Annotated in this window: 25 protein-coding genes, 3 tRNA genes and 1 pseudogene; 27 read left to right on the forward strand and 2 right to left on the reverse strand. The window is 42.3% G+C overall.

What is annotated here, in order from left to right:
- Positions 1–94 (forward strand): annotated as a pseudogene (locus ACFORE_RS00055) (IS982 family transposase); the annotation flags it as partial.
- A 72-nt stretch (positions 95–166) separates the two neighbouring features.
- Here the strand turns inward: ACFORE_RS00055 and plsY are convergent.
- Positions 167–805 carry a glycerol-3-phosphate 1-O-acyltransferase PlsY gene (gene plsY / locus ACFORE_RS00060; RefSeq protein WP_264879443.1) on the reverse strand — a complete coding sequence of 213 codons (639 nt, stop codon included), beginning with the start codon at positions 803–805 and terminating at the stop codon, positions 167–169.
- Between the two features lie 178 nt (positions 806–983).
- Between plsY and parE the strand changes: the two genes are divergently transcribed.
- From parE to ACFORE_RS00100, 8 genes are all read left to right on the forward strand, one after another.
- Positions 984–2939: a DNA topoisomerase IV subunit B gene (gene parE, locus ACFORE_RS00065; protein WP_154455159.1), complete on the forward strand. Its 1956-nt coding sequence runs from the start codon at positions 984–986 to the stop codon at positions 2937–2939.
- A gap of 40 nt (positions 2940–2979) precedes the next feature.
- Positions 2980–5445 carry a DNA topoisomerase IV subunit A gene (gene parC, locus ACFORE_RS00070; protein ID WP_154455160.1) on the forward strand — a complete coding sequence of 822 codons (2466 nt, stop codon included), beginning with the start codon at positions 2980–2982 and terminating at the stop codon, positions 5443–5445.
- Between the two features lie 124 nt (positions 5446–5569).
- Complete coding sequence (locus ACFORE_RS00075) at positions 5570–6592, forward strand: branched-chain amino acid aminotransferase (RefSeq protein ID WP_154455161.1); 1023 nt, start codon at positions 5570–5572, stop codon at positions 6590–6592.
- Positions 6593–6664: 72 nt separating this feature from the next.
- The gene (locus tag ACFORE_RS00080) at positions 6665–6895 is read left to right on the forward strand and encodes a DUF2969 domain-containing protein (protein ID WP_154455162.1); all 231 of its coding nucleotides are present in this window, start codon (positions 6665–6667) and stop codon (positions 6893–6895) included.
- A 61-nt stretch (positions 6896–6956) separates the two neighbouring features.
- A tRNA-Tyr gene (locus ACFORE_RS00085) sits at positions 6957–7037 on the forward strand.
- A 9-nt stretch (positions 7038–7046) separates the two neighbouring features.
- Positions 7047–7118: transfer RNA gene (locus ACFORE_RS00090), tRNA-Gln, on the forward strand.
- A gap of 126 nt (positions 7119–7244) precedes the next feature.
- Positions 7245–8444, forward strand: a complete 1200-nt coding sequence (gene rpsA, locus ACFORE_RS00095) for a 30S ribosomal protein S1 (protein WP_154455163.1) — start codon at positions 7245–7247, stop codon at positions 8442–8444.
- A gap of 104 nt (positions 8445–8548) precedes the next feature.
- A tRNA-Arg gene (locus ACFORE_RS00100) sits at positions 8549–8620 on the forward strand.
- A 321-nt stretch (positions 8621–8941) separates the two neighbouring features.
- Here the strand turns inward: ACFORE_RS00100 and ACFORE_RS00105 are convergent.
- The gene (locus ACFORE_RS00105) at positions 8942–9862 is read right to left on the reverse strand and encodes a polysaccharide deacetylase family protein (protein ID WP_264879441.1); all 921 of its coding nucleotides are present in this window, start codon (positions 9860–9862) and stop codon (positions 8942–8944) included.
- 197 nt (positions 9863–10059) lie between these two features.
- Between ACFORE_RS00105 and ACFORE_RS00110 the strand changes: the two genes are divergently transcribed.
- The 18 genes from ACFORE_RS00110 (at position 10060) to ACFORE_RS00195 (ending at position 26165) form a co-directional block, all read left to right on the forward strand.
- Positions 10060–11346, forward strand: a complete 1287-nt coding sequence (locus ACFORE_RS00110) for a homoserine dehydrogenase (RefSeq protein WP_235280732.1) — start codon at positions 10060–10062, stop codon at positions 11344–11346.
- Between the two features lie 5 nt (positions 11347–11351).
- Positions 11352–12212 (forward strand): homoserine kinase, encoded by an 861-nt coding sequence (gene thrB / locus ACFORE_RS00115; RefSeq protein WP_154454985.1) that lies wholly within the window; start codon positions 11352–11354, stop codon positions 12210–12212.
- Positions 12213–12424: 212 nt separating this feature from the next.
- Positions 12425–13108 (forward strand): amino acid ABC transporter permease, encoded by a 684-nt coding sequence (locus tag ACFORE_RS00120; protein ID WP_293694039.1) that lies wholly within the window; start codon positions 12425–12427, stop codon positions 13106–13108.
- On the forward strand, positions 13068–13745 hold the full coding sequence (locus ACFORE_RS00125) for an amino acid ABC transporter permease (RefSeq protein WP_380434864.1): 678 nt from the start codon (positions 13068–13070) through the stop codon (positions 13743–13745). The genes ACFORE_RS00120 and ACFORE_RS00125 overlap by 41 nt, the downstream gene beginning before the upstream one ends.
- A gap of 5 nt (positions 13746–13750) precedes the next feature.
- Complete coding sequence (locus ACFORE_RS00130; RefSeq protein ID WP_269725823.1) at positions 13751–14500, forward strand: amino acid ABC transporter ATP-binding protein; 750 nt, start codon at positions 13751–13753, stop codon at positions 14498–14500.
- A 19-nt stretch (positions 14501–14519) separates the two neighbouring features.
- Complete coding sequence (locus ACFORE_RS00135; protein ID WP_380434865.1) at positions 14520–15401, forward strand: cysteine ABC transporter substrate-binding protein; 882 nt, start codon at positions 14520–14522, stop codon at positions 15399–15401.
- A gap of 299 nt (positions 15402–15700) precedes the next feature.
- Positions 15701–15925 (forward strand): hypothetical protein, encoded by a 225-nt coding sequence (locus ACFORE_RS00140; protein WP_204984801.1) that lies wholly within the window; start codon positions 15701–15703, stop codon positions 15923–15925.
- Between the two features lie 14 nt (positions 15926–15939).
- Positions 15940–17193 (forward strand): bifunctional folylpolyglutamate synthase/dihydrofolate synthase, encoded by a 1254-nt coding sequence (locus ACFORE_RS00145; protein ID WP_380434866.1) that lies wholly within the window; start codon positions 15940–15942, stop codon positions 17191–17193.
- Positions 17194–17375: 182 nt separating this feature from the next.
- Positions 17376–17939: a GTP cyclohydrolase I FolE gene (gene folE, locus ACFORE_RS00150; RefSeq protein WP_154454991.1), complete on the forward strand. Its 564-nt coding sequence runs from the start codon at positions 17376–17378 to the stop codon at positions 17937–17939.
- 28 nt (positions 17940–17967) lie between these two features.
- Positions 17968–18768 (forward strand): dihydropteroate synthase, encoded by an 801-nt coding sequence (gene folP / locus ACFORE_RS00155; protein ID WP_235280737.1) that lies wholly within the window; start codon positions 17968–17970, stop codon positions 18766–18768.
- Positions 18769–18816: 48 nt separating this feature from the next.
- Positions 18817–19179: a dihydroneopterin aldolase gene (gene folB, locus ACFORE_RS00160; protein ID WP_168260849.1), complete on the forward strand. Its 363-nt coding sequence runs from the start codon at positions 18817–18819 to the stop codon at positions 19177–19179.
- Complete coding sequence (gene folK, locus ACFORE_RS00165) at positions 19176–19658, forward strand: 2-amino-4-hydroxy-6-hydroxymethyldihydropteridine diphosphokinase (protein WP_308526017.1); 483 nt, start codon at positions 19176–19178, stop codon at positions 19656–19658. The genes folB and folK overlap by 4 nt, the downstream gene beginning before the upstream one ends.
- 125 nt (positions 19659–19783) lie before the next feature.
- A complete protein-coding gene (gene murB / locus ACFORE_RS00170; RefSeq protein WP_293956910.1) occupies positions 19784–20716 on the forward strand; it encodes a UDP-N-acetylmuramate dehydrogenase in 933 nt (310 codons plus the stop codon).
- Positions 20713–21867: an ABC transporter ATP-binding protein gene (locus tag ACFORE_RS00175; RefSeq protein WP_154454995.1), complete on the forward strand. Its 1155-nt coding sequence runs from the start codon at positions 20713–20715 to the stop codon at positions 21865–21867. The genes murB and ACFORE_RS00175 overlap by 4 nt, the downstream gene beginning before the upstream one ends.
- Positions 21851–22645 (forward strand): ABC transporter permease, encoded by a 795-nt coding sequence (locus ACFORE_RS00180; RefSeq protein WP_154454996.1) that lies wholly within the window; start codon positions 21851–21853, stop codon positions 22643–22645. The genes ACFORE_RS00175 and ACFORE_RS00180 overlap by 17 nt, the downstream gene beginning before the upstream one ends.
- Positions 22642–23430 (forward strand): ABC transporter permease, encoded by a 789-nt coding sequence (locus ACFORE_RS00185; protein WP_154454997.1) that lies wholly within the window; start codon positions 22642–22644, stop codon positions 23428–23430. Before ACFORE_RS00180 ends, ACFORE_RS00185 begins: the two co-directional genes overlap by 4 nt.
- On the forward strand, positions 23423–24496 hold the full coding sequence (locus tag ACFORE_RS00190) for an ABC transporter substrate-binding protein (RefSeq protein ID WP_168260845.1): 1074 nt from the start codon (positions 23423–23425) through the stop codon (positions 24494–24496). The genes ACFORE_RS00185 and ACFORE_RS00190 overlap by 8 nt, the downstream gene beginning before the upstream one ends.
- Before the next feature lie 136 nt (positions 24497–24632).
- Positions 24633–26165: a ClC family H(+)/Cl(-) exchange transporter gene (locus tag ACFORE_RS00195; RefSeq protein ID WP_154454999.1), complete on the forward strand. Its 1533-nt coding sequence runs from the start codon at positions 24633–24635 to the stop codon at positions 26163–26165.
- Positions 26166–26234: the final 69 nt, after the last annotated feature.

Genomic DNA, 26234 nt, shown 5'->3' on the forward strand with positions numbered 1-26234 from the left:
TGATATTCAAAGACCCCTTGTTCGTAGCTTATGCGGACTGGAACTGTGGTTAGAAAGTATTATTTGGGTTTATAATTTGAGATTTTTCAACTAGCACCACGGGTAATAAAATATTTCATGATAATACCTTATAAAATAATTTGTCAGAAAAGCGAACTAGAGTGTTCTAGTCCACTTTTTGTTTGCTTAAATTTAGCCCCCAAGAAATAAGGTTTTCTTGGTGATTTCGGATACGAGTGATATTGTCACGATGTCGCACAATGATGATGATTGCCATTACGATGATGATACTTGTAAATAGCCAGTCATAATGTGGTAGGATAATGTGAAAGGCGGGAAAAACCAAAACACTAACCATAGCCACAACTGCTGACACCACACTTGATAATGAAATCATGCTGAAAAGGTAAAGCGTGATGACAAAGACGACAAACAAGTAAAGGAGAAAGAGTGGTGCAAATCCTAAAAGCACACCTGCGCTGGTTGCCACGGCTTTTCCACCCTTAAACCCAGCAAAAATAGGAAAGGTGTGTCCGATAATGGCAAATAGCCCGATAACTAGAGGCGATACGCTAGTTACACCCAATAGATGAGGGAGTAGCGTTGCAAGGGTTCCTTTTAACATATCAATCAAAAAGGTGATGACACCTGCTCTAGCTCCCAAAACACGAAAGGTATTGGTTGTTCCTGTGTTGCCACTGCCGTGTTCTCTGAGGTTGGTATGGTAAAACCACTGCCCAATCCATAAACCTGTCGGAATAGACCCCAATAAATAAGCGATGATAATCAAAACTAAAATGTTCATAGGCCTATTATAACACAGTCGAGGAACAATAGGGCAAAGAAATCTTAAAAAGTCATGCGATTTCAAGAAAAGATAGAGGGGTTAAAGATAGCGTTATACTGGGGGATTTTCAATTTTTTTTTGCAAAAATGTCAAAAAACTTGTAAGATAAGAAAGATGAACAATTTGGAGGTCACTTTTGGCTAAAAAAGAAATTAACGTAAATAATTATAATGATGATGCGATTCAAGTGTTAGAAGGGTTGGATGCTGTCCGTAAACGTCCAGGGATGTACATCGGCTCAACAGATGCAACAGGTTTGCACCACTTGGTTTGGGAAATTGTCGATAATGCTGTCGATGAGGCCTTATCTGGTTTTGGTAATCAGATTGATGTGATTATCAACGCCGACGGTAGTGTGACGGTTAAGGACCAGGGGCGCGGGATGCCGACAGGTCAGCACGCTATGGGTATTCCGACTGTTGAGGTTATTTTCACCGTTCTCCACGCAGGTGGGAAATTTGGTCAAGGCGGTTACAAAACGTCTGGTGGCTTGCACGGTGTGGGGTCTTCAGTGGTTAATGCCCTTTCTAGCTGGCTTGAGGTTGAGATTACGCGTGACGGTGTGGTTTACAAGCAGCGTTTTGAAAATGGCGGAAAACCTGTGACCACACTTCAAAAGGTCGGAACAGCTCCCAAGTCACAATCAGGGACAACCGTAACTTTCATGCCTGATGCGACGATTTTTTCAACCATTGATTTTAAATTCAATACCATTGCGGAACGCTTGAAAGAATCGGCCTTCTTGCTAAAAAATGTCACCTTGACTTTGACCGACAATCGTTTGGAAGAACCAGAACACCTCGCTTTCCATTACGAAAATGGGGTGCAGGACTTTGTTGAGTACCTCAATGAAGACAAGGAAACCTTGACACCTGTTATTTTTGTGCAGGGAGCTGACCAAGATTTTCAAGTGGAAGTGGCTCTTCAGTACAACGATGGCTTTTCAGACAACATTTTGTCATTTGTGAATAATGTTCGTACCAAAGATGGTGGAACGCATGAAACAGGGCTAAAATCAGCTATTACTAAGGCTATGAATGACTATGCTCGTAAGTCTGGCTTGCTCAAGGAAAAAGACAAGAACTTGGAAGGCTCAGATTACCGTGAAGGCTTGTCTGCGGTCTTATCTATCCTCGTCCCTGAAGAATATTTGCAGTTTGAAGGGCAAACCAAGGATAAGCTGGGAAGCCCTCTTGCACGTCCGATTGTGGATAGCATTGTTTCTGAGAAATTGACCTACTTCCTGTTGGAAAATGGCGAAATCGCAGCCAACTTGGTTCGAAAAGCTATCAAGGCGCGTGATGCTAGAGAGGCAGCTCGTAAGGCGCGTGACGAATCGCGAAATGGCAAGAAGAGCAAGAAAGACAAGGGCTTGCTTTCAGGGAAATTAACCCCAGCCCAGTCTAAAAATCCTAAGAAAAACGAACTTTACTTGGTCGAAGGAGATTCTGCTGGCGGTTCTGCCAAACAAGGGCGTGATCGCAAGTTCCAAGCCATTTTGCCTTTACGTGGTAAGGTGCTTAATACAGCAAAAGCCAAGATGTCAGATATCGTCAAAAATGAAGAAATCAATACCATGATTTACACGATTGGTGCAGGCGTTGGCGCAGAATTTAACGTTGATAATTCTAATTATGACAAGATTATCATCATGACCGATGCGGATACAGACGGTGCTCACATTCAGACGCTCTTGTTGACCTTCTTTTACCGTTATATGCGCCCTTTGGTTGAGGCAGGCCACGTTTATATCGCTCTGCCACCGCTTTACAAAATGTCAAAAGGCAAGGGCAAAAAAGAGGAAGTGGCTTATGCTTGGACCGATGGTGAATTAGAAGAATTGCGTCAGCGTTTTGGAAAAGGTGCCCAACTCCAACGTTACAAAGGTTTGGGTGAAATGAATGCTGATCAGCTTTGGGAAACCACTATGAACCCTGAAACACGGACCTTGATTCGTGTGACCATTGATGATTTGGCGCGTGCCGAACGCCGTGTGAATGTGTTGATGGGGGATAAGGTAGAACCACGTCGTAAATGGATTGAGGACAATGTCACCTTCACCTTGGAAGAAAACACCGCTTTTAGCAAGTAATGCTAAAAACTAAATTAGCAAAAATTAAGGACAAAGGATTATGTCAAATGTTCAAAATATGTCTTTAGAAGACATTATGGGAGATCGTTTTGGACGATACTCCAAATATATTATTCAAGAGCGGGCCTTGCCAGACATTCGTGATGGTTTGAAACCCGTTCAGCGCCGTATTTTGTATTCTATGAATAAGGACGGCAATACTTTTGATAAAGGATTTCGTAAATCAGCCAAGTCAGTTGGTAACGTCATGGGGAATTTCCATCCGCACGGGGATAGTTCCATTTATGACGCTATGGTGCGGATGAGCCAAGATTGGAAAAACCGTGCTACATTGATTGAAATGCACGGAAATAACGGGTCAATGGATGGTGATCCACCTGCTGCCATGCGTTATACCGAGGCACGTTTGTCAGAAATTGCTGGCTATCTTTTGAATGATATCGAGAAAAAGACGGTTCCATTTGCTTGGAATTTTGACGATACCGAAAAAGAACCAACGGTTTTACCAGCAGCCTTTCCAAATTTATTGGTCAATGGTGCCACAGGGATTTCTGCGGGTTATGCAACGGATATTCCGCCGCATAATCTGGCTGAAGTCATTGATGCTGTGGTTTATCTCATTGATCATCCAAATGCCAACTTGGATAAGTTGATGACCTTCTTACCAGGACCTGATTTTCCGACAGGTGCGATTATTCAAGGCGAAGATGGTATCCGAAAAGCTTATGAAACCGGTAAAGGGCGCGTGGTTGTTCGATCACGTACAGCAGTCGAAGACCTCAAGGGTGGCAAGAAACAAATTGTTGTGACGGAAATTCCTTACGAAGTCAATAAGGCTGTTCTTGTCAAAAAAATCGACGATGTTCGTGTCAACAATAAAGTGCCAGGCATCGCTGAAGTCCGTGACGAATCAGACCGTGACGGTTTGCGTATTGCTATCGAATTGAAAAAAGATGCAGACAAGCAAACCATTCTCAATTACTTGTTGAAATACACGGATTTGCAGGTCAATTATAACTTCAACATGGTGGCTATTGATCACTACACCCCTCGTCAGGTTGGGCTTATTCAGATGTTGACCAGCTACATTGCCCATCGTAAGGATATTATCGTAGCGCGTTCAAAGTTTGATAAGGCCAAAGCAGAAAAACGCCTCCACATCGTGGAAGGTTTGATTCGCGTTATTTCCATTCTGGATGAGGTGATTGCTCTTATTCGTGCGTCTGAAAATAAAGCAGATGCCAAAGAAAATCTAAAAGTCAGCTACGATTTCTCAGAAGAACAGGCAGAAGCCATTGTTACCTTGCAATTGTACCGTTTGACCAATACGGACATTGTTACCTTGCAGGAAGAAGAAGCTGACCTACGTCAACAAATCACTGTTTTAGAGGCTATTATTGCAGATGAACGTACCATGTACAATGTCATGAAACGCGAATTGCGCGAAGTCAAGAAAAAATTTGCCACACCACGCTTGACGGAATTACAAGCACAAGCAGAAACGATTGAAATCGATGTGACCAGCTTGATTGTGGAAGAAGATACTTATGTCAGCGTGACAAAAGGTGGCTACATCAAGCGTACCAGCCCGCGTTCTTATAATGCCTCAACGGTTGAGGAAGTCGGCAAACGTGACGATGATGAATTGATTTTTGTGGCACCTGCCAAAACCACGCAGCAGCTCCTTATCTTCACCAATTTAGGTAATGTGATTTACCGCCCTGTTCACGAATTAACCGATATTCGTTGGAAAGACATCGGTGAACATTTGTCACAAACCATTACCAATTTTGCAGCCAATGAAGTGGTGCTTCATGCAGAAATTGTCGATGATTTTGGCACACAAACGTATTTTGCAGCGACTAAAATGGGGCAAATCAAACGCTTTGAACGTAAGGAATTGACGCCATGGCGTACCTACAAATCAAAAGCCATCAAATTCGCCAAATTGAAGAGCGAAGAGGACCAAGTGATTGCCATTTCACCGATAGCCCTTGATAATGTGATGCTTCTAACGCAAAATGGCTACGCTCTGCGATTTAACATCGAAGAAGTGCCAGTTGTTGGCCCGAAAGCAGCAGGTGTCAAGGCCATCAACCTCAAAGATGATGACGTCGTTGTTTCGGTTTTTATCGCAAATACTGACAGTGTGTTCATTTTGACCCAACGTGGTAGTGTGAAACGCATGGAAACCGACGTGATTCCATTGACCAATCGTGCCAACCGTGGTTTGCTCGTCTTACGCGAATTAAAAACCAAGCCACATCGCATCTTGCTTGCTGGTCCTGTTTACGATGAGCAACAAGACGAGTCGCTTGATTTGTTCACGACAGCACCAGAGGAAAATCTCGACCATGCTAGTCAAACCTTAGAAGTGCATTCGAACAACGGAACGGTTTATCAAGTGATTTTGGCAGATTTGAGTCTGTCTGAACGCACAAGTAACGGCGCTTTCATTTCAGACACCATCTCGGACGAAGGCATTTTCAGTGCCACGGTCAAATAGATGTAAAAATCAGGAGTTTTCCTGATTTTTTAGTTAGTCAAAATTTTCAGAATTTTACAAAAAACACTTGAAAAATGATAAAAAAAGCGTACAATAGGATAAAAGTCAGGAAAGAGGATTTATTATGACAGTAGATTTCGATTGGGAAAACTTAGGATTTGAATACCATAAACTACCATTTCGCTACATTTCGTATTATAAAGACGGCAAATGGGACGATGGGCAATTAACAGAAGACGCTGTTTTGCACGTATCAGAAGCCTCAACAGCTCTTCACTATGGGCAGCAGGCTTTTGAAGGTTTGAAAGCCTACCGCACCAAAGATGGCTCTATTCAATTGTTCCGTCCTAATATGAACGCTGAGCGTTTGCAACGTACTGCTGACCGCTTGTTGATGCCACAAGTTCCAACGGATAAGTTCATCGATGCCGTCAAACAAGTCGTGCGTGCTAACGAAGACTATGTGCCACCATACGGCACAGGAGCGACTCTTTACATTCGCCCTCTCTTAATTGGGGTTGGTGATGTGATTGGGGTACATCCAGCCGATGAGTATATTTTCACTATTTTTGCTATGCCAGTGGGAAATTATTTTAAGGGTGGCTTGGTGCCAACCAATTTCCTCATTCAAGACGAATACGACCGTGCAGCACCACACGGCACAGGAGCAGCCAAGGTTGGTGGAAACTACGCGTCTAGCCTTCTGCCAGGAAAAATTGCCCACGAACGCCAATTTTCAGATGTGATTTACTTAGACCCTGCCACTCATACCAAAATCGAAGAAGTGGGGTCAGCTAACTTCTTCGGTATTACAGCAGACAATGAATTCATTACTCCTCTTAGCCCATCAATCCTACCGTCAATTACAAAATATTCGCTTCTTTATTTAGCAGAAAATCGCTTTGGTATGACAGCCATTCAAGGCGATGTCAAATTGGATGAATTGGATAAGTTTGTAGAAGCAGGAGCCTGTGGAACTGCCGCTGTTATTTCCCCAATTGGTGGTGTTCAGCATGGTGATGATTTCCACGTCTTTTACAGTGAAACAGAAGTTGGTCCCGTCACTCGTCAGTTATACGATGAATTAGTCGGTATTCAATTTGGAGATGTGGAAGCTCCAGAAGGATGGATTGTCAAAGTAGATTAAAGCAGGAATCAGGAAGCTTGCCCTTGCCAGCTTCCTATTTTTTCGGTAAAATGGGTAGAGCGAGGTGAGAGAATGAGTAAAAAAGATAAAAAAATTGAATTGCAATTGTCAGATAGCAAGGTCACTATTAATAATGCCAAGGTTGACGGATATGCCTTGCAAACAGGTAAAAAAACAATTGGTGAAATTGCTGAGTTGGAGAACCGTTTTGCAGTCGTTGAAAACGGCGAAGTTAAAGCCTTTTTCAAAAATTTAGAACAAGCCATTGAAAGCACGATTGAAAATTATAATCTTAATCGTTAAAAAGAAGTGAAAACTACTTGCATCGAAACAAAAACTATGTTAAAATAGTTTTTGTTGTAACGGAAGGGTAGCGAAGAGGCTAAACGCGGCGGACTGTAAATCCGCTCCTTCGGGTTCGGGGGTTCGAATCCCTCCCCTTCCATTCTGTTATTGGGGTATAGCCAAGCGGTAAGGCAAGGGACTTTGACTCCCTCATGCGTTGGTTCGAATCCAGCTACCCCAGTCAAAGGTATCAAGTTTTGGCTTGACACCGTCAAAGATAAAAGTTGTTGTCATTGCGGGTTACCTTGAGAAATATTATTGTTGTCAAAAGTTAGTTAAACTAACTTTTGTTGGAGGATTTTTTAGAATGAATGAATTTGAAGATTTACTAAACAGTGTTAGCGAAGTAAATCCAGGTGATGTAGTCACTGCGGAAGTTTTAACAGTTGATAATGAACAAGCAAACGTTATTATCGAAGGAACAGGTGTTGAGGGTGTTCTTACACTTCGTGAATTGACTAATGATCGTGATGCTGATATTAACGATTTTGTTAAAGCTGGCGACACAGTTGAAGTTCTTGTTCTTCGTCAAGTTGTAGGTAAAGATACTGATACAGTTACTTTCCTTGTCTCTAAAAAACGTTTGGAAGCTCGCAAAGCTTGGGATAAACTTGTTGGTCGCGAAGGTGAAGTTGTTACTGTTAAAGGAACACGTGCCGTTAAAGGTGGCCTTTCAGTTGAATTTGAAGGACTTCGCGGTTTCATTCCAGCTTCAATGATTGATACTCGTTTTGTTCGTAACACTGAAAAATTTGTTGGACAAGAATTTGAAGCAAAAATCAAAGAAGTTGTTCCAGCTGAAAACCGTTTCATCCTTTCACGTCGTGACGTTGTTGAAGAAAAAGCAGCTGAAGCACGTAAAGAAGTCTTCTCAAAACTTGAAGAAGGCGCTATCGTTAAAGGTAAAGTTGCTCGTTTGACAAGCTTTGGTGCATTCATCGACTTAGGTGGTGTTGATGGACTTGTTCACGTTACTGAATTGTCACATGAACGCAACGTTTCACCTAAATCAGTTGTTTCTGTTGGTGAAGAAGTAGAAGTTAAAGTTCTTTCAATCGATGAAGAAGCAGGTCGTGTATCACTTTCACTTAAAGCAACAACACCTGGACCATGGGATGGTGTAGAACAAAAACTTGCTGCTGGTGACGTTGTTGAAGGTAAAGTAAAACGTTTGACTGATTTTGGTGCTTTCGTTGAGGTATTGCCAGGTATCGATGGACTTGTTCACATTTCACAAATTTCACACAAACGTGTTGAAAATCCAAAAGATGTTCTTTCAATAGGACAAGAAGTTAAAGTTAAAGTTTTGGATGTAAATGCTGATGCAGAACGTGTATCACTTTCAATCAAAGCTCTTGAAGAACGTCCAGCACAAGCTGAAAACAACGAAGAAAAACGCCAATCACGTCCACGTCGTCAAAAACGTGAAGTAAAACGTGATTACGAACTTCCAGAAACTCAAACTGGATTCTCAATGGCTGATTTGTTCGGTGATATCGAATTATAATCACTAGCTAATATATCAGATACGAGGTTGATGTTAATCGACCTCGTATTCTTTTTTTGTTTTGGTTTTTATTTTTCTGGAAATATGGTATAATATAACAGTTGCCACTCTTAGTGTAATGGATATCACGCAAGATTCCGGTTCTTGAGATAGGGGTTCGATTCCCTTAGGGTGGATGATAGTTAACGTTTTCTTATGAGATGTTTTAAGCTTTATTTTAATTGCTAGTGCTAGTCTTATAAGTATAGGATATATCGGTTGATGCCATCCGTTTCTGTGTCATGAGGTGACCAATATGCAAAAGTACTCTTCTTATCGTCGGCAATTTCTCTGCTTGCTCATTTACCTTGTTGCAATCATTTATAATATAATGACTTTGAACATGGTCTTTGTTTATTTATGGATAGCGATTTTCTTGGGGCATCTGATGTTTTTGCTTTGTAGTATGTTTAAAGATCATAAGCAGTAAAAGCACCCTTTGGATAGGGTACTTTTAGTTAATTAATGGTTGCCATTATGCTATCTGCAGTAGTTGTTGGTAGAATACGTATGCGGTTGAGTGACAGCAGTCCATTGTCGGCGCTTGCGAGTCCTTCGTTGGTGGTTACCCCAAGTTTGTAATCTAGATTTTCTGCAATTTGTAAGGTTGTGTCAGAATAACGTCCAGCAGGGTAAGCGATAGCAATGGTGTCTTGATTCAAGGAATCGTCGAGATACTGTTTGGAATCCTTCATTTCGGTTGTTTGCGTAGAACTGTCTGTGGCAGATAAATCAGGATGAGTCACTGTGTGGTCTTGGAAAGACATACCGTTGTTCTTCATTTCAAGCATTTCATCAAGAGATAAATTGGCTTGGCTACCAACTGTACTAGTGATCACATTATTGGTTGCCTTGACTTGGTATTTTTGTAAAATAGGGTAGGCATTATCATAAAAATCCCACAAGCTGTCATCAAAAGTTAGCCAGATAATTTTTTGATTGCCATTTGGAAGTACATTTTCAGTTAAAACCTTGTGGACTTCCTCAGGCGTTAGGAAGTAGTAGCCTTCGTTTGACAGGCGTTGAATGTGGCTTTCAAAAGTGGTCGGGTCAACGATGAGGTTGGCGTTAGCACTTTCTTCAGGCGCCATGACGTGGATGGCGTGGTACATGAGAATCGGGAAATGGATGGCCGTGTCTTGCTTGACCCAGTCCACTTCACTGCTTTCTTGGGAAGTGGTCGATGAAGAAGTACTGCTAACAGCAATCACAGTGCTTTCTTGTTTTATGACATCTTGTGCTTGTTTTGTTGCGTGGTTAGGTTTTGCTATAAAAAAGATGGCGACTCCAGCGATAACACAAGCAAATGCTAAGAAAAACCAAATAAGGACAGTTGGTTTCTTCTTTTGGCGTCTGTGGCGATGGCTTCGTTTTTCCATAATGTAATAAAATCTCCTTGTCAAATCATTCGTTTACTTCTATTCTACTATTTTTTTGGCTTAAAATGGAAGCTTTTCTGAAAAATGACGGCTATTTTTAATGAAAGCTATTTTTCTGTAAATTCTGAATAATTTTGTGGTATAATGTAAGAAATGTGTTTATTTTAGAGAGTTTTTCTCAAATGAAGGAGGAGACGATGTCATTAAAAATTGCTTTACTTGGATTTGGTACGGTTGCTAGCGGAGTGCCGTTTTTGCTGGAAGAAAACCATTCAAAAATTGTAGAGGCAGCTCATGACACCATTGAAATCGCTAAAGTTTTGGTGAGAGATGACGAGGAAAAAAATCGTTTAAGAGCAGCAGGTCACGATTATCATTTTGTGACAAATATTGATGATATTTTAAACGATGAAAGCATTGCAATTGTGGTTGAATTGATGGGACGCATTGAGCCAGCTCGTACCTTTATCACAAGAGCCCTTGAGGCAGGCAAGCATGTGGTAACAGCCAATAAAGATTTGGTGGCGACCCATGGGAAAGAGTTGATTCAATTGGCAAAAGACAAGGAAGTTGCCTTTTATTATGAAGCAGCAGTTGCTGGGGGAATTCCAATTTTGCGTACCCTTGCCAATTCATTGACTTCAGATAAAATCACACGTATTTTGGGCGTGCTTAATGGAACGTCTAATTTCATGATGACCAAAATGGTGGATGAAGGTTGGACTTATGAGGATGCTCTTAAAACAGCTCAAGAATTAGGATATGCTGAAAGTGACCCAACAAATGACGTGGAAGGGATTGACGCGGCTTACAAAGCTGTCATTTTAAGTCAATTTGGTTTTGGAATGACCATTGATTTTGATGATGTGGCTCATAAAGGCATTACCAACATCACTCCTGACGATGTGGCAGTGGCTCAAGAATTGGGTTATGTGATTAAATTGGTGGGTGATATCCGTGAAGTTGCTTCAGGTTTGTCCGCAGAAGTGTCACCAACCTTCTTGCCAAAAACACACCCATTGGCTAGTGTCAACGATGTTATGAATGCTGTTTTTGTGGAATCTATCGGTATCGGGGAGTCGATGTACTATGGACCTGGTGCGGGTCAAAAACCAACAGCAACCTCTGTTACGGCTGATATTATTCGCATTGCACGTCGTATCAAAGACGGTAATGTTGGCAAACCATTTAATGAATTTGAGCGTGAAACCAAGATGGCTGACCCAGCAGATGTGAAGAGCCTTTATTACTTTGCGATTAACACGCCTGATAAGAAGGGGCAATTACTGCGTTTAGCTGAAATTTTCAATGCGGAAGATATCTCATTTGAGCAAGTACTTCAACAAAAAGCGAATGGCACACGTGCACGTGTGGTCATTATCACGCACGCCATGAGCCAAACCCAATTGGCATCTGTTACAGCTAAGTTGGAAGCTATTGACGATTTCCAAGTGCTTAATACATTGAAAGTATTAGGGGAATAAACTATATGAAAATTACTGTACCAGCGACTTCGGCCAATTTGGGTCCAGGTTTTGATTCGGTGGGGATTGCGGTATCCAAGTATTTAACTATTGAGGTTTTAGAGCCTTCTGAGAAATGGGAGGTCTTGCATGACTTGGACGGTGTTCCTAACGATGAGAACAATCTTTTGATTGCGACGGCTTTGAGTGTGTGCTCTGAATTAAGGCCGCACCGTGTGAAAATGGTGTCTGATGTTCCTTTGGCCAGAGGTCTGGGGTCATCGTCATCGGTTATCGTGGCAGGGATTGCCTTGGCTAATGAATTGGGGCAATTGCATTTGTCAAAAGAAGAGATGTTGGCTATTGCTACTAAAGAAGAAGGGCATCCTGATAATGTTGCGCCAGCTATTTTTGGGCAATTGGTGGTGTCATCGTACGTTGATGGCAAGGTTAGCCATGTTGTGGCCAAATTCCCTGAAACGGCTCTGATTGCTTTCATTCCTAATTATGAATTGAAAACCAGCGATAGCCGCCGTGTCTTGCCAAGTGAATTTGCTTATAAAGAGGCCGTATCCGCTTCTTCCATTGCCAATGTAGCACTTGCGGCACTTTTGACAGGTGATTTGGTGACGGCAGGTAAGGCCATTGAAGCTGACCTTTTCCATGAGCGTTTCCGCCAACAATTGGTGAAGGAATTTGCGCCAATAAAAGCAGCGGCCCATGAACTTGGTGCCTATGCCACTTATTTATCAGGAGCTGGGCCAACTATCATGGTCTTGGCGCCCAAAGATAAAGAAACAGCCATTTTTGAGTGTTTAATAGCTCTTCAGTTGGATGGTGAAGTTGTATCTTTAAACATTGACCCTCAAGGGCTTGTGATAGAATAATTCCATTATTTTAATCAAAGTGATATTAAAACACACACCTTAACGATTGGACGTCTTGTCTAATGGTTAGGGTGTTTTTTTGTTTTGTCTAAAAAACGCGGCGTATAGCGTATTTTGTCATAAAAAAGACTTATACCCAACCATAAAAAATTTAGAGTACACGATTAGGTCTTATTCTTTTATAATACTTTTATACGATTTGGAGGGGTGCTATGTTAGATTGGTCGTTTATTGTTGCAAATATTCCCCTATACCAAGAAGCTTTGGTGTTAACAGTTCGGCTGGCTTTGTTTGGTATTTTGGGAGCTATTGCGTTGGGCTTTGTCATCAGTCTTATACGCTATTATCACGTTCCGATTTTGAATACGATTTGCAAGGCTTACGTTGAATTGTCACGCAATACGCCTCTTTTGATTCAACTGTATTTTTTGTATTTTGGATTGCCAAAGATTGGTGTGATGCTTGAACCTGAAACCTGTGCTATTGTAGGCTTGATTTTTCTGGGTGGGTCTTACATGGCAGAATCTTTCCGTTCAGGCTTAGAAGCCGTTTCTGCTAGGCAATACGAAGTGGGATTGAGTATCGGATTAACACCTTTACAGAATTTTAGTTATGTCATTTTTCCGCAATCGTTGGCCGTTGCATTCCCCTCACTTGTCGCCAATGTCATTTTCTTAATCAAAGAAACGTCTGTTTTCTCCATTGTTGCTTTAGCTGACTTGATGTATGTCACTAAAGATTTGATTGGCTTGTATTATAAGACAGACGAGGCTTTGTTGATGTTGGTACTGGCTTATTTGGTGGTTTTGTTGCCCTTGTCTTTAGCAGCCAAATGGTTGGAAAGGAGGTTGAACCATGCAGGTTTCGGGATTGCACGTACTTTTTCAGGGGAATAATGTATGGCGTTTGCTTCAAGGCTTGCTGGTCACGATTAACATTGCCTTGATTTCTATTGTAATTTCTCTTGTGCTTGGGTTTTTCTTTGGTTTTCTTTTGATTTCTCGCTTTCGCGTGGTGCGTATTGCTTCTCACATGTATTTGGAATTCATTCCCATCATGCCCCAGTTAGTTCTCTTGTTTTTGGTTTATTTTGGTTTGGCACGCACTTTTAATATCAATTTATCCAGTGAAGTGGCGGTGGTGATTGTCTTTTCCATGTGGGGAACGGCTGAAATGGGCGATTTGGTCAGGGGTGCTCTACTTTCCTTACCCAAACACCAATTTGATAGTGGTTTGGATTTGGGGTTGAGCAAGGGACAATTGCTCATTCATGTGATTATCCCGCAAATCTTACGGCGATTATTGCCCCAAGCGGTCAATTTGATGACGCGGATGATCAAAACCACTTCCTTGATCGTGCTGATTGGGGCGGTAGAAGTGGTCAAGGTCGGGCAACAGATTATTGAGGCCAATCGTTTAACGGTTCCCAGCACCGCCATTTGGGTTTATAGCTTGATCTTTTTCTTGTATTTCGCGGTCTGTTTCCCGATTTCAAGATTATCTGGTTATTTAGAAAAGCGTTGGAAGGAGTGACTCTAGTGACAGCAATTTTAGACATTCAGGATATAACGAAGGATTATGGCGAGCAAACAGTGCTTGACCACTTGTCTTTTTCCGTTGGGAAAGGTGAAGTTTTGGTGATTTTAGGACCGTCTGGGTGTGGCAAATCAACCTTGCTGCGCTGCTTAAACGGTCTGGAACCCATTCAATCAGGGCAGGTGCGTTTAAACGGCGAAGCTATTTTAGAACACCCCAAACAATTGCCAGCTGTTCGTCAAAAAATTGGCATGGTCTTTCAATCCTACGACTTATTTCCGCATTTGACAGTGCTGAAAAACGTGATTTTGGCACCTGTCCGAGTGCAAAAGCGGCCCCGCAAAGAAGTCGAGGCAGAAGCCCTTGCTTTGCTGGAACGAGTGGGTTTGGCAGGAAAGGAAAATAGCTTGCCACATGAATTATCAGGCGGGCAGCAGCAACGTGTGGCTATTGTTAGAAGTTTGTTATTGCATCCTGAAGTTCTCTTGCTTGACGAGGTGACGGCCTCACTAGACCCTGAAATGGTGCGGGAAGTCTTGGAATTGGTCGGCGAATTGGCGCGTGAGGGATACACCATGATTATCGTGACCCATGAGTTGCAGTTTGCCAAAGCTGTGGCAGATCGTGTCTTGTTTTTGGAAAAGGGAGCGATTGTAGAAGAAGGTGACGCTAAAGCCTTTTTCAACCATCCCAAAACCCAACGTACCCAAGAATTTTTAAGTGTCTTTGATTTTTCAACAGTCACTGATTGATTATAAAAAGGAGTTTGCTATGAGAAATGTAAAACGTTTATTAGGTGTGATTGGCCTACTGGCTTTGTTTGTTGTTGGTTTGGCAGCTTGCTCAAATTCCGATGCTGATTCAACGGCATCTTCTGCCAGTTCGTCAGGTAATACGGCTAAGGCTAGAACTTTAGACGAGATTAAAAAAAGTGGCACGATTAGAATTGGTGTGTTTTCCGACAAAAAACCGTTTGGTTATGTAGATGACAAGGGCGCTTATCAAGGTTACGATGTTTATTTTGCCAATCGTTTAGCCAAAGATTTGGGTGTGGATGTCGAGTACGTGGCAGTGGACCCAGCCAGTCGTGTGGAATACTTGACGTCTGCCAAAGTGGATGTGATTTTGGCTAATTTCACGGTGACAGATGAACGTGCTAAACAAGTTGATTTTGCCTTGCCTTACATGAAAGTTGCGCTGGGTGTGGTGTCACCTAGTCAAAACCTGATTTCGTTAGTGGATGATTTGAAAGGTAAGACCTTGATTGTCGGCAAAGGGACAACGGCAGAAACCTATTTTGAGGAACATTATCCAGATGTGAAATTGCTCAAATACGACCAATACAGCGAAGCCTATCAAGCGCTTCTTGACGGTCGCGGAGATGCCTTATCAACGGACAATACGGAAGTGCTCGCTTGGGCTTTGGAAAATAAAGGCTACCAAGTCGGTATCACTAGTTTAGGAGATATTGATACCATCGTACCTGCCGTTCAAAAAGGCAACACCGAATTGCTCAACTGGTTAAATGATGAAATCAAATCTTTGGGCAATGAACAATTCTTCCACAAAGATTATCAAAAAACCTTGGAACCCGTCTATGGCCAAACCACCAATCTAGACGATTTAGTAGTTGAAGGTGGTGTCGTTAACTAAAAGAATGCAAAAAAGCCAGTAGCACTGGCTTTTTTTGGCTCTCAGTATGTTATAATGGCTACATCTATTATAAGGCAACACAAAAAGCGCAAGCCTTTTAAATTTCCCAAGACAAGAAGCAAGCGCTAAATCAAAATAGGTAGCAAAGAAAGTCAAACGGCTTTCCCACTGCTCCTATCATATCATAAGGAGACGATCGATAAAAATACTTGTTGTTATTTTTGTAATTATAATGATAGTCACTATTGCAGCAACGATTGTTGTTGAATGGTTCGCAAGGAAAATTAATAGAAAGGCGGATGAAATTGGAAAAGAATAAAAGAAAAGCTTACGCAACGAAAGAGGGGCAAGCAGAGGCGATTAAGCGTTGGATTGAAAAGAGCCCCGAGAATAGAGCACACCGCAATTATTTAAATCGCCGCTCTAACGCTCGTGGTTTTATCAGAACTATGGCGACTGCGGAAGATTTGGAAGAGTTAAAACAACTCATTTCAGAGCGCGAAAAAGACCTGAAAAACATTTAACTGGGGGATGGGAAATGGATTATCAAGAAGCGTTGGCGTGGATTCATGGGAAATTGAGATTTGGCATTAAGCCTGGTTTGGAGCGGATGGCTTGGATGTTGCAAGAGCTGGGCAATCCGCAAGAAAAAGTAGCTGCCGTGCATGTGGTGGGAACTAACGGCAAAGGCTCTGTAACAAGTTATTTGCAGCATATCTTTTCGTTAGCGAGCTATGAGGTGGGAACATTCACCTCGCCTTATATCCTTGATTTTAGGGAACGGATTAGCCTAAATGGGCAGATGATATCGCAGCCAGATTTTCTTGAGTTGGTTGAGCGGGTGCGTCCTGTGGTCGAGCGTTTGCCCTTGGAAACGGATTTGGAGCCTGCCACAGAATTTGAAGTCATTACTGTTTTAATGTTTGAATATTTTGGGCATATACACCCTGTTGACATTGCCATTATTGAAGCAGGGATGGGTGGACTTTACGATTCGACCAATGTTTTTAAGGCCTTGGCTGTGGTCTGCCCATCGATTGGTTTGGACCATCAAGCCATTTTAGGGCAGACTTACGCGGCTATTGCGGAGCAAAAAGTTGGTGTCTTGAAAGAAAAAGTGCCTTTTGTTTTTGCAACAGAGCGTGAGGATGTTCGTAAGGTTTTCATGGAAAAAGCGGCAGCTTGTCACAGTCACACCTATGAATGCCAAAAGGACTTTATTATCAACGTTCACGATAAGGCTTTTGATTACCGTGGGTTAGCGGCTATCGACAATATCCACCTCGCTATGCCAGGTTATCATCAAATGAGCAATGCTAGCCTTGCGATTACCACCGCGCTTTTACTGCAAGAGCAATACCCAAATGTGACTAATCCTATTATCAAAAAAGGCTTGGAAACCACTCACTGGGTCGGACGTACCGAGTTACTCTTTCCAAATGTCATGATTGACGGCGCCCATAATAATGAAAGCGTAGCGGCTCTGGTTAAGGTCATGGAAGCCTATAAAGACAAGACGATTCATATTTTATTTGCTGCTATTGACACCAAACCAGTGGATTCGATGCTGGAGCTGCTGAGCCAAGTGGCAACTGTTGAGGTAACGACTTTTGAGTACCCTAATGCCTTGGCCTTGGATCGTTACCCTGAGCAGTACCGCAAAGTGGCGCACTGGCAAGATTGGCTTGCCCAAATCAATCTCGATAGTCAAGAGGATTTTTACCTCATAACAGGGTCACTCTACTTCATCTCACAGGTCCGCCCAGTGCTTTTGTCAAAAGAGGTCAATTAGGTTATAGATAAATCATCAAAAACACCTGCTTTTGGATAAATAGTCTGAAAATTAGCACACCCTTCTGGAGGGTGTTTTTTGTAAGATTTATCCGAAAATTTTCGGAAAAGTTAGGAAATGATAAAAATAAACTGTTGTATTTTGTGATATAATAGTAGGAAATAAAAAAGATTGAAATAAGTATGTCAAAGCAAGAAAAACTTGAATCAGCCGTTTATCAATTGTTGGAGGCCTTGGGTGAAAATCCAGAGCGTGAGGGGTTGTTGGATACACCAAAGCGTGTTGCGAAAATGTACCAAGAAATGTTCTCAGGTTTGCATGAGGACCCGAAAGACCAGTTTACCGCCGTTTTTTCAGAAAATCACGACGAGATTGTCTTGGTCAAAGATATTCCTTTTTATTCCATGTGTGAACACCATTTGGTGCCTTTTTATGGAAAAGCTCACGTGGCTTATTTACCGAGTGACGGCCGAGTGACTGGTTTAAGCAAGTTGGCGCGTGCGGTCGAGGTTGCCAGCAAACGCCCACAATTGCAAGAACGTTTGACAGACCAAGTGGCTACGGCGCTGGAAGAAGCCTTGCAGCCAAAAGGGGTATTTGTCATGGTAGAAGCAGAGCATATGTGCATGACCATGCGCGGCATTAAAAAACCAGGCAGCAAAACAGTCACAACCGTTGCTAAAGGGATTTTCAAAGACAATCGAGATGAGCGAAATGAAATCTTGTCTTTGATTTTGGGCAAATAGTAGCAAGTGATCACACAAGGGAGATAAGATGAAAATTGGTACACACGAGCTCGATGCAAAAGCTTGCATTATGGGAGTGCTCAATGTTACTCCAGATTCGTTTTCAGATGGCGGATCTTATATCACGGTTGAAAAGGCGCTCAAGCAAGCGGAGCAAATGATTGCAGCAGGGGCGCAAGTGATTGATGTCGGCGGCGAATCCACTCGTCCAGGAGCTAGTTTTGTAGACGCTGAGGAAGAAATCCATCGCGTGGTCCCTGTTATCAAAGCCCTCAAGGAACGTTTTGACGTTTTGGTAAGCATCGATACCTATAAAACCCAGACGGCGCGTGCGGCTCTAGAAGCTGGTGCTGATATTTTAAATGACGTTTGGGCTGGGCTTTACGATGGAGATATGCTGGCTTTGACAGCTGAAAAAAAGGTGCCCATTATGCTGATGCACAATCAAAAAGAGGAAAGCTATCAAGACATTACCCAAGACGTTTGTGATTTTTTGAGTCAGCGTGCTCAAGCTGCTCTGGAAGCTGGCGTTCCTGCGGAGTGTATTTGGTTGGATCCAGGTTTTGGTTTTGCTAAAAATGAGCAGCAAAATGTCGAACTATTAAAGGGCTTGGACAAGGTTTGCCAGCTGGGCTTTCCTGTTCTTTTTGGTATTTCACGAAAACGCACGGTAGATTATTTGCTGGGCGGAGGGACTTTGGCCAGTGAGCGTGATATGGGAACGGCTGCGCTATCAGCTTGGGCAATTGCCAAGGGTTGTCAAATGGTTCGTGTTCACAATGTTGACCTTAATCGTGATTTGGTTCGAGTGATTAGCCAGTTAGTGTGAAGGGAGTGACAGACAAGGAAAGCAGACAAGTGGCTTTCTTGTGGTGATATGGATAAGATTTATTTAAACGGCTGCCGTTTTTACGGTTATCATGGTGCCTTGGCTGAAGAACAGGTTTTGGGTCAGATTTTTCGTGTGAATTGTACCTTGTCAGTTGATTTGCAACAAGCATCGCAATCGGATGCTTTAGAAGACACGGTGCATTATGGTTTGGTCTTTGACGCTATCAAAAAACAAGTGGAAGAAAAGCGTTATGCCTTGCTAGAGCGTTTGGCGGGAGCTATTTGCCAAGACATTTTTGACCAATTTCCCTTGGTTCAAGCCATTTCCATTGAGATTTTCAAAGATAATCCCCCTATCAATGGGCATTATGATGCCGTGGGCATTGCTTTAGAGAGGAAACGTGTATGACCCGTGTGTACTTGAGTTTGAGCAGTAATATTGGTGATAGAGAAGCCTATTTATCTGCCGCGGTGGAGGCTCTGAGACAATTAGAGCAAACAAGGGTGACGGCTGTGTCTTCACTCTACGAAACAGCCGCTTGGGGGAAGACAGATCAAGACGATTTTTTGAATATCTGTTGCGAACTAGACACGTCTTTATCGCCTCAAGTCTTCTTGCAGGCTTGTCAGACCATTGAAAGGGACCTTGACCGTGTGCGGCATGAGCATTGGGGGCCTCGGACCATTGACATCGATATTCTTATCTATGGCAATGAAAAGCAAAAAACGGAAGAATTGACCCTTCCGCATCCTTATATGACTGAGCGTGCCTTTGTTTTAGTACCCTTGGCTGAGATTGCGCCAAACCTTTTGCTTAATGGTAAAGATCTGGTTTTTTATCTAGGAAAGTTAGAGGCGCAAGAAGTTCGAAAAGTTCCTTGGAAATGATCGTCAAACAGCCGTTTTTGTGCTATAATGAAAATCGGCTTTATGCCGTTTTTTAGTCATGCAAATAAGAATCAGACAACTCAAACAGCCTTATTTGTTATTAAAGAGTTAGAATTGGAAAAAACATGTTAGATTTTTTAGAAAATGAATTAGAAGGCATTGATATTCGTGTCAATGAACCTTTGAAAAAATACACTTATACCAAGGTGGGTGGTCCAGCAGATTACCTTGCCTTTCCGCGCAACCGCTATGAATTGTCACGCATTGTCGCTTATGCCAATGCGCATGACATTCCTTGGATGGTCCTTGGAAATGCCAGCAATATCATTGTCAGAGATGGCGGTATCCGTGGTTTTGTGATTATTTTTGACAAGCTAAATACCGTGACGGTCAATGGTTATGTTATCGAAGCCGAAGCAGGTGCCAACCTAATTGAAACGACTCATATCGCTAAATTCCACAGTTTGACAGGTTTTGAATTTGCTTGCGGTATTCCAGGTAGCGTTGGTGGTGCGGTTTTCATGAATGCAGGTGCTTACGGCGGAGAGATTTCGCATATCTTGGTTTCAGCCAAAGTTCTCAATAAAGATGGTTCGATTGAAACTATCGCTGCGCGTGATATGGCATTTGGTTACCGTCATTCTGCGGTGCAAGATAGCGGAGCGGTGGTGATTTCAGCAAAATTCGCTCTCAAACCAGGGGATTTCCACTTGATTGAACAAGAAATGCAACGTTTGACCCATTTGCGTGAATTAAAGCAACCGTTGGAATACCCGTCATGCGGTTCGGTTTTCAAACGTCCCGTCGGTCATTTTGCAGGGCAATTGATTAGCGAAGCTGGTCTAAAAGGACATCGTATCGGTGGCGTTGAAGTCAGCAAAAAGCACGCTGGCTTTATGGTCAATGTTGCTGACGGTACTGCTCAGGATTACGAGGACCTCATTGCCTATGTGATTGACAAAGTGGAGCAGACATCTGGTGTTCGCTTGGAACGTGAAGTTCGTATTATTGGTGAAAAAAACAGTAAAGAAGCCCTCAGGAGGATTTATGAGAATTGACTAATCCAATCATTGAATTTAAAAATGTATCAAAAGTATTTGAAGACAATGGCACTGTCGTTTTAAAAGATATTAACTTTACGCTAGAAGAAGGGAAATTCTACACCCTTCTTGGTGCTTCAGGTTCTGGTAAATCAACGATTTTAAATATTATCGCTGGTTTGCTGGATGTCACGACAGGGGATGTTTACCTAGACGGTCAGCGCATCAACGATGTCCCAATCAATAAGCGTGATGTGCACACCGTTTTCCAAAATTATGCCCTTTTTCCACACATGACTGTTTTTGAAAACGTCGCTTTTCCGCTGAAACTCAAAAAAGTGGACAAAAAAGAGATTGAGCGCCGTGTAGAAGAAGCTCTTAAAATGGTGCGTTTGGATGGATTTGGCAAACGTCAAATTCAAAAACTCTCAGGTGGGCAACGCCAACGTGTCGCGATTGCACGCGCTATTATCAACGAACCACGCGTGGTCTTACTTGATGAACCCCTGTCTGCCCTTGATTTGAAATTGCGAACGGAAATGCAATACGAACTGCGTGAATTGCAGCAACGATTGGGTATCACGTTTGTCTTTGTGACACACGACCAAGAAGAAGCGCTTGCCATGTCAGATTGGATTTTTGTCATGAATGAGGGGGAAATTGTTCAATCAGGAACGCCAGTTGATATTTACGATGAGCCCATCAACCACTTCGTTGCGACCTTTATCGGTGAGTCTAATATTTTGCCAGCTACCATGATTGAAGATTACTTGGTAGAATTCAACGGCAAACGCTTTGAAGCTGTTGACGGTGGTATGCGTCCTAACGAGCCTGTTGAGGTGGTCATTCGTCCTGAAGATTTGCAAATTACCATGCCTGAAGAAGGTAAATTGCAAGTGAAAGTGGATACGCAACTCTTTCGTGGGGTGCATTATGAAATCATCGCTCATGACGATTTAGGCAATGAATGGATGATTCATTCAACCCGCAAAGCGATTGAAGGAGAGGTCATCGGACTGGATTTCACACCAGAGGACATCCACATCATGCGTCTGAATGAAACTGAGGAAGAATTTGACGCACGTATCGAAGAGTACGCTGAAGTGGAAGAGCATGAAGACGGTTTGATTCATGCCATCGAGGAGGAACGCAATGAAGAAAAACACTAGTTTCTTCTCGGTGACCTACTTGCTTTGGCTGGGGCTTTTTGTCATTGCACCTGTGGTTATGATTCTTTGGCAATCTTTTTTTGACATCCAAGGTCATTTCACTCTAGCCAATTATGAAACTTTTTTTAGCTCATGGACTTACCTGCGCATGAGTTTTAATTCCATTTTGTATGCTGCCATCATCACTTTGGTGACTTTGGTGATTTCTTACCCAACGGCCTATTTTTTAACCCGTTTGAAACATAAGCACCTCTTTTTGATGCTGGTTGTCTTACCGACCTGGATTAATTTGTTGCTGAAAGCCTATACGTTCATGGGGATTTTTGGGCAACAAGGTGGGGTCAATAACTTTTTAACCTTTATTGGTATTGGTCCTAAACAGATTTTGTTTACCGATTTTTCATTTATTTTCGTCGCTTCTTACATCGAAATTCCCTTTATGATTTTGCCTATTTTCAATGCTCTTGACGACATTGACCAAAACCTTATTCATGCTAGCCGTGACTTAGGGGCAAATGAATGGCAGACCTTTTTAAAAGTCACGCTGCCTTTATCCTTAAATGGGGTGCGAAGTGGGGTGCAATCAGTCTTTATCCCGAGTCTTAGCTTGTTCATGCTGACACGCTTGATTGGGGGAAATCGAGTGATTACACTAGGAACTGCGATTGAACAACACTTTTTGACCACTCAAAACTGGGGCATGGGTTCAACCATTGGGGTAATTTTAATTATCGCCATGATTGCGACCATGTGGGTGACTAAGGAGAGAAGAAAATGAAAAAATTTGCAAATCTTTATCTGACTTTAGTCTTTATTATCTTATACATTCCGATTGCCTACCTCATTTTTTATTCCTTTAATGAAGGTGGGGACATGAATGGGTTTACGGGCTTTACCTTGGAGCATTACCGCACCATGTTTGCAGATAGCCGCTTGATGTTAATTCTCGTGCAAACCTTTTTCTTAGCCTTTCTCAGTTCTATTTTGGCGACAGCAATTGGAACATTTGGTGCGATTTTTATTTACCAAGCCCGCCGCAAACACCAGCAAGCCTTGTTATCATTGAATAACATTTTGATGGTGGCACCAGACGTCATGATTGGGGCAAGTTTTTTGATTCTATTTACCTGTCTGGCTAGTCTTTTGCATTTCAATCTTGGCTTTATGACGGTTTTACTGAGCCATATCGCCTTTTCTATTCCCATCGTGGTGCTGATGGTTTTGCCACGCTTGCAAGAAATGAATGCAGACATGATTAATGCCGCTTATGATTTGGGGGCAACGCCTTGGCAAATGTTGCGAGAAGTCATGTTGCCTTATTTGACACCTGCGATTATTTCAGGTTTCTTCATGGCGTTTACGTATTCCCTTGATGATTTTGCGGTGACGTTCTTTGTGACAGGAAATGGTTTTTCAACCCTTTCTGTTGAGATTTATTCACGGGCTCGCCGTGGGATTTCCCTGGAAATCAATGCCCTATCAACCGTCGTCTTTCTCTTTAGTATCTTGCTTGTTATAGGGTATTACTTTATTTCTCAAGATAAGGAGGAAAAAGATGCGTAGATTATACTCGTTTATCGTGGGAGTGCTCGTAATTACGGGTGTTTTGTTTGGGGCTTCGATTTACATGAAAAGAAGTACTAGCTCAACCAGTCAATCAGACAAGCTGGTTATCTATAACTGGGGGGATTACATTGACCCTGAGTTGATTACCAAATTCACCAAAGAAACAGGTATCGAAATCCAATACGAAACCTTTGATTCCAATGAATCCATGTACACAAAAATCAAGCAGGGCGGAACAACTTATGACATTGCCGTGCCTTCTGATTACATGATTGACAAATTGAAAAAAGAAAACCTGCTCAACAAGCTGGACAAATCAAAGATTGTTGGCTTGGATAATATCGGCAAGGAATTTCTCAATCTTGGTTTTGACAAAAATAACGATTATTCCATTCCCTATTTTTGGGGAACGCTAGGGATTGTTTACAATGATACCATGGTAGATAATCCGCCTGAACATTGGACAGACCTTTGGAATCCTGAATATGCTAACGATATTATGCTGGTTGATGGAGCGCGCGAGGTGATGGGAATTGGACTTGGTGCTTTGGGTTATAGCTTGAACACCAAATCATTGCCTGAATTGGAGGCAGCTTCGCAAAAATTAGCTGCGCTGACACCCAATGTCAAGGCGATTGTGGGAGATGAGATGAAGGGCTACATGATTAATGGCGATGCCGCCATTGGGGTGACTTTCTCAGGGGAAGCCAGTGAAATGCTTGATTCGAATGAACACCTGCATTATGTCTTGCCAAGCGAAGGCTCGAACTTATGGTTTGATAACCTTGTCATTCCAAAGACAGCCAAGCACATTGACGAAGCTTATGCCTTTATCAACTTCATGTTAAGACCTGAAAATGCTGCTCAAAATGCGGAGTACATTGGTTATTCGACGCCTAATAATGCCGCGAAGGCTCTTTTGCCTGACAGTGTGAAAAATGACAAGGCTTTCTATCCATCAGAAGACACCATTTCACACTTGCAAGTTTATGACAACCTCGGTCAAAAATGGCTAGGCATTTACAACGACTTGTACTTACAATTTAAAATGTACCGCAAGTAAACAGACAGATTGAAGGGATTTCCCTTCAATTTTTTTTGATTCCCTCGAAATACCGCAGAAGTTTTATGGTATAATAGCAGCGTATGAAATCTATTGGAAAATTATGAAAACACTGTTTCATGAAAAGGAGTTTAGTATGGATCGTTATCATAAGGAGTATCAATTTTCGCTATCGTCCATTCTTAGTTTTGTATGGCGGGGCTTATTGGTTGGCTGTGTGGCAGGGACTATTGCCAGTGTTTTTCGCCTTTTAATTGAGCTCAGTTTGAAAAAAGTGGTACACCTTTACGAATTGTCCCACCAGCAGCCTAGTTTGTTGCTGATCTTATTTGGATTAAGTCTGGTTGTTGTAACTATCATTGGCTTTTTCATCCAATCTGACCCCAATATTAAAGGTTCAGGGGTTCAACACGTTGAAGCTGAATTGAAAGGTTTGTTGCACCCTAACTGGTGGTCTGTTCTTTGGAAAAAATTCTTTGGAGGTGTACTAGCCATTTCAATGGGATTTTTGCTTGGGCGTGAAGGACCTAGTATTCAGCTTGGTGCTATGGCAGGAAAAGGTATCGGGCGGTATTTTAAGGCTGGGCGTCTAGAAGAACGTGTCTTGATTGCTAGTGGTGCGGCAGCTGGTTTGTCTGCTGCTTTCAATGCCCCCGTGGCTGGATTGATGTTTGTTGTAGAAGAAGTTTACCATCAATTTTCGCGCTGGATTTGGATTAGTGCCTTGGTTGCCAGCCTAGCTGCTAACTTTATTTCCATGAATTTCTTTGGCTTGAAGCCTGTGCTTTATATGTCAGACCGCTTGCCTGTCTTGCCCTTGCGTTATTATTGGCTGATTTTATTGCTAGGAATTATCTTAGGTGTTTTGGGTTATGTTTATGAAAAAGTCACTCTAAATGGCGATTTGTTCTACCGTTATTTAGCCAAATTCATTCCAATTCCAAGTGCTTTTTACAGTGTTTTTGCGGTCTTTCTCATTATTCCTATCGGTTATTTCTACCCACAATTGCTGGGTGGGGGAAATGGTTTAATCACGTCTTTGCCAAGTAGTCACTTGACCTTGACCGCTGTCTGTCTTTATTTTGTCATTCGCTTTGTGTGGAGTACTTTTAGTTATTCTAGCGGCTTGCCAGGTGGTATTTTCTTACCAGTCTTGACCTTGGGTGCTATTTTAGGCTTTGGTTTTGGTCTGGTTGGTCAAGGCTTGGGACTTTATGCGGACAATTACCTCGTTTTATTTCTTGTGATGGGAATGTCAGGTTATTTTGGAGCCATTTCCAAAGCTCCGCTGACAGCCATGGTGTTGGTGACTGAAATGGTTGGTGATTTTCGTCAACTCATGCCAATTGCTGTGGTGAGCATTGTGGCTTATATCGTCATGGATGTCATGAAAGGGGAACCTATCTACGAAGCCTTGTTAGCTAAATTACCGATTTTAGAGGATAGAGAAGTCATTGAGCCAACGTTGGTGTCTTTGACCGTTTCAGATAAAATTGCTGGCAAGTATGTCAGAGATTTGGTTCTTCCTAAAAATGTGCTGATTACTATGCAAATTCGTGACCAACATTCTGAAGTTGTGTCAGGAAGCACGCGCTTAAATGCTGGAGATACCATTTTCCTTGTGGTCAATGAGCCAGATATCGGCAAAATAAGATCCTTACTGATGTAGTTTGTAAAATGATGGCGCTCTTTTTTCTTTCTTTGTAATTTTTGATACAATAAATGGAGAAAAAGGATT

Origin of the sequence: Streptococcus alactolyticus (assembly GCF_042649785.1) — a bacterium.
Classification (GTDB): domain Bacteria; phylum Bacillota; class Bacilli; order Lactobacillales; family Streptococcaceae; genus Streptococcus; species Streptococcus alactolyticus.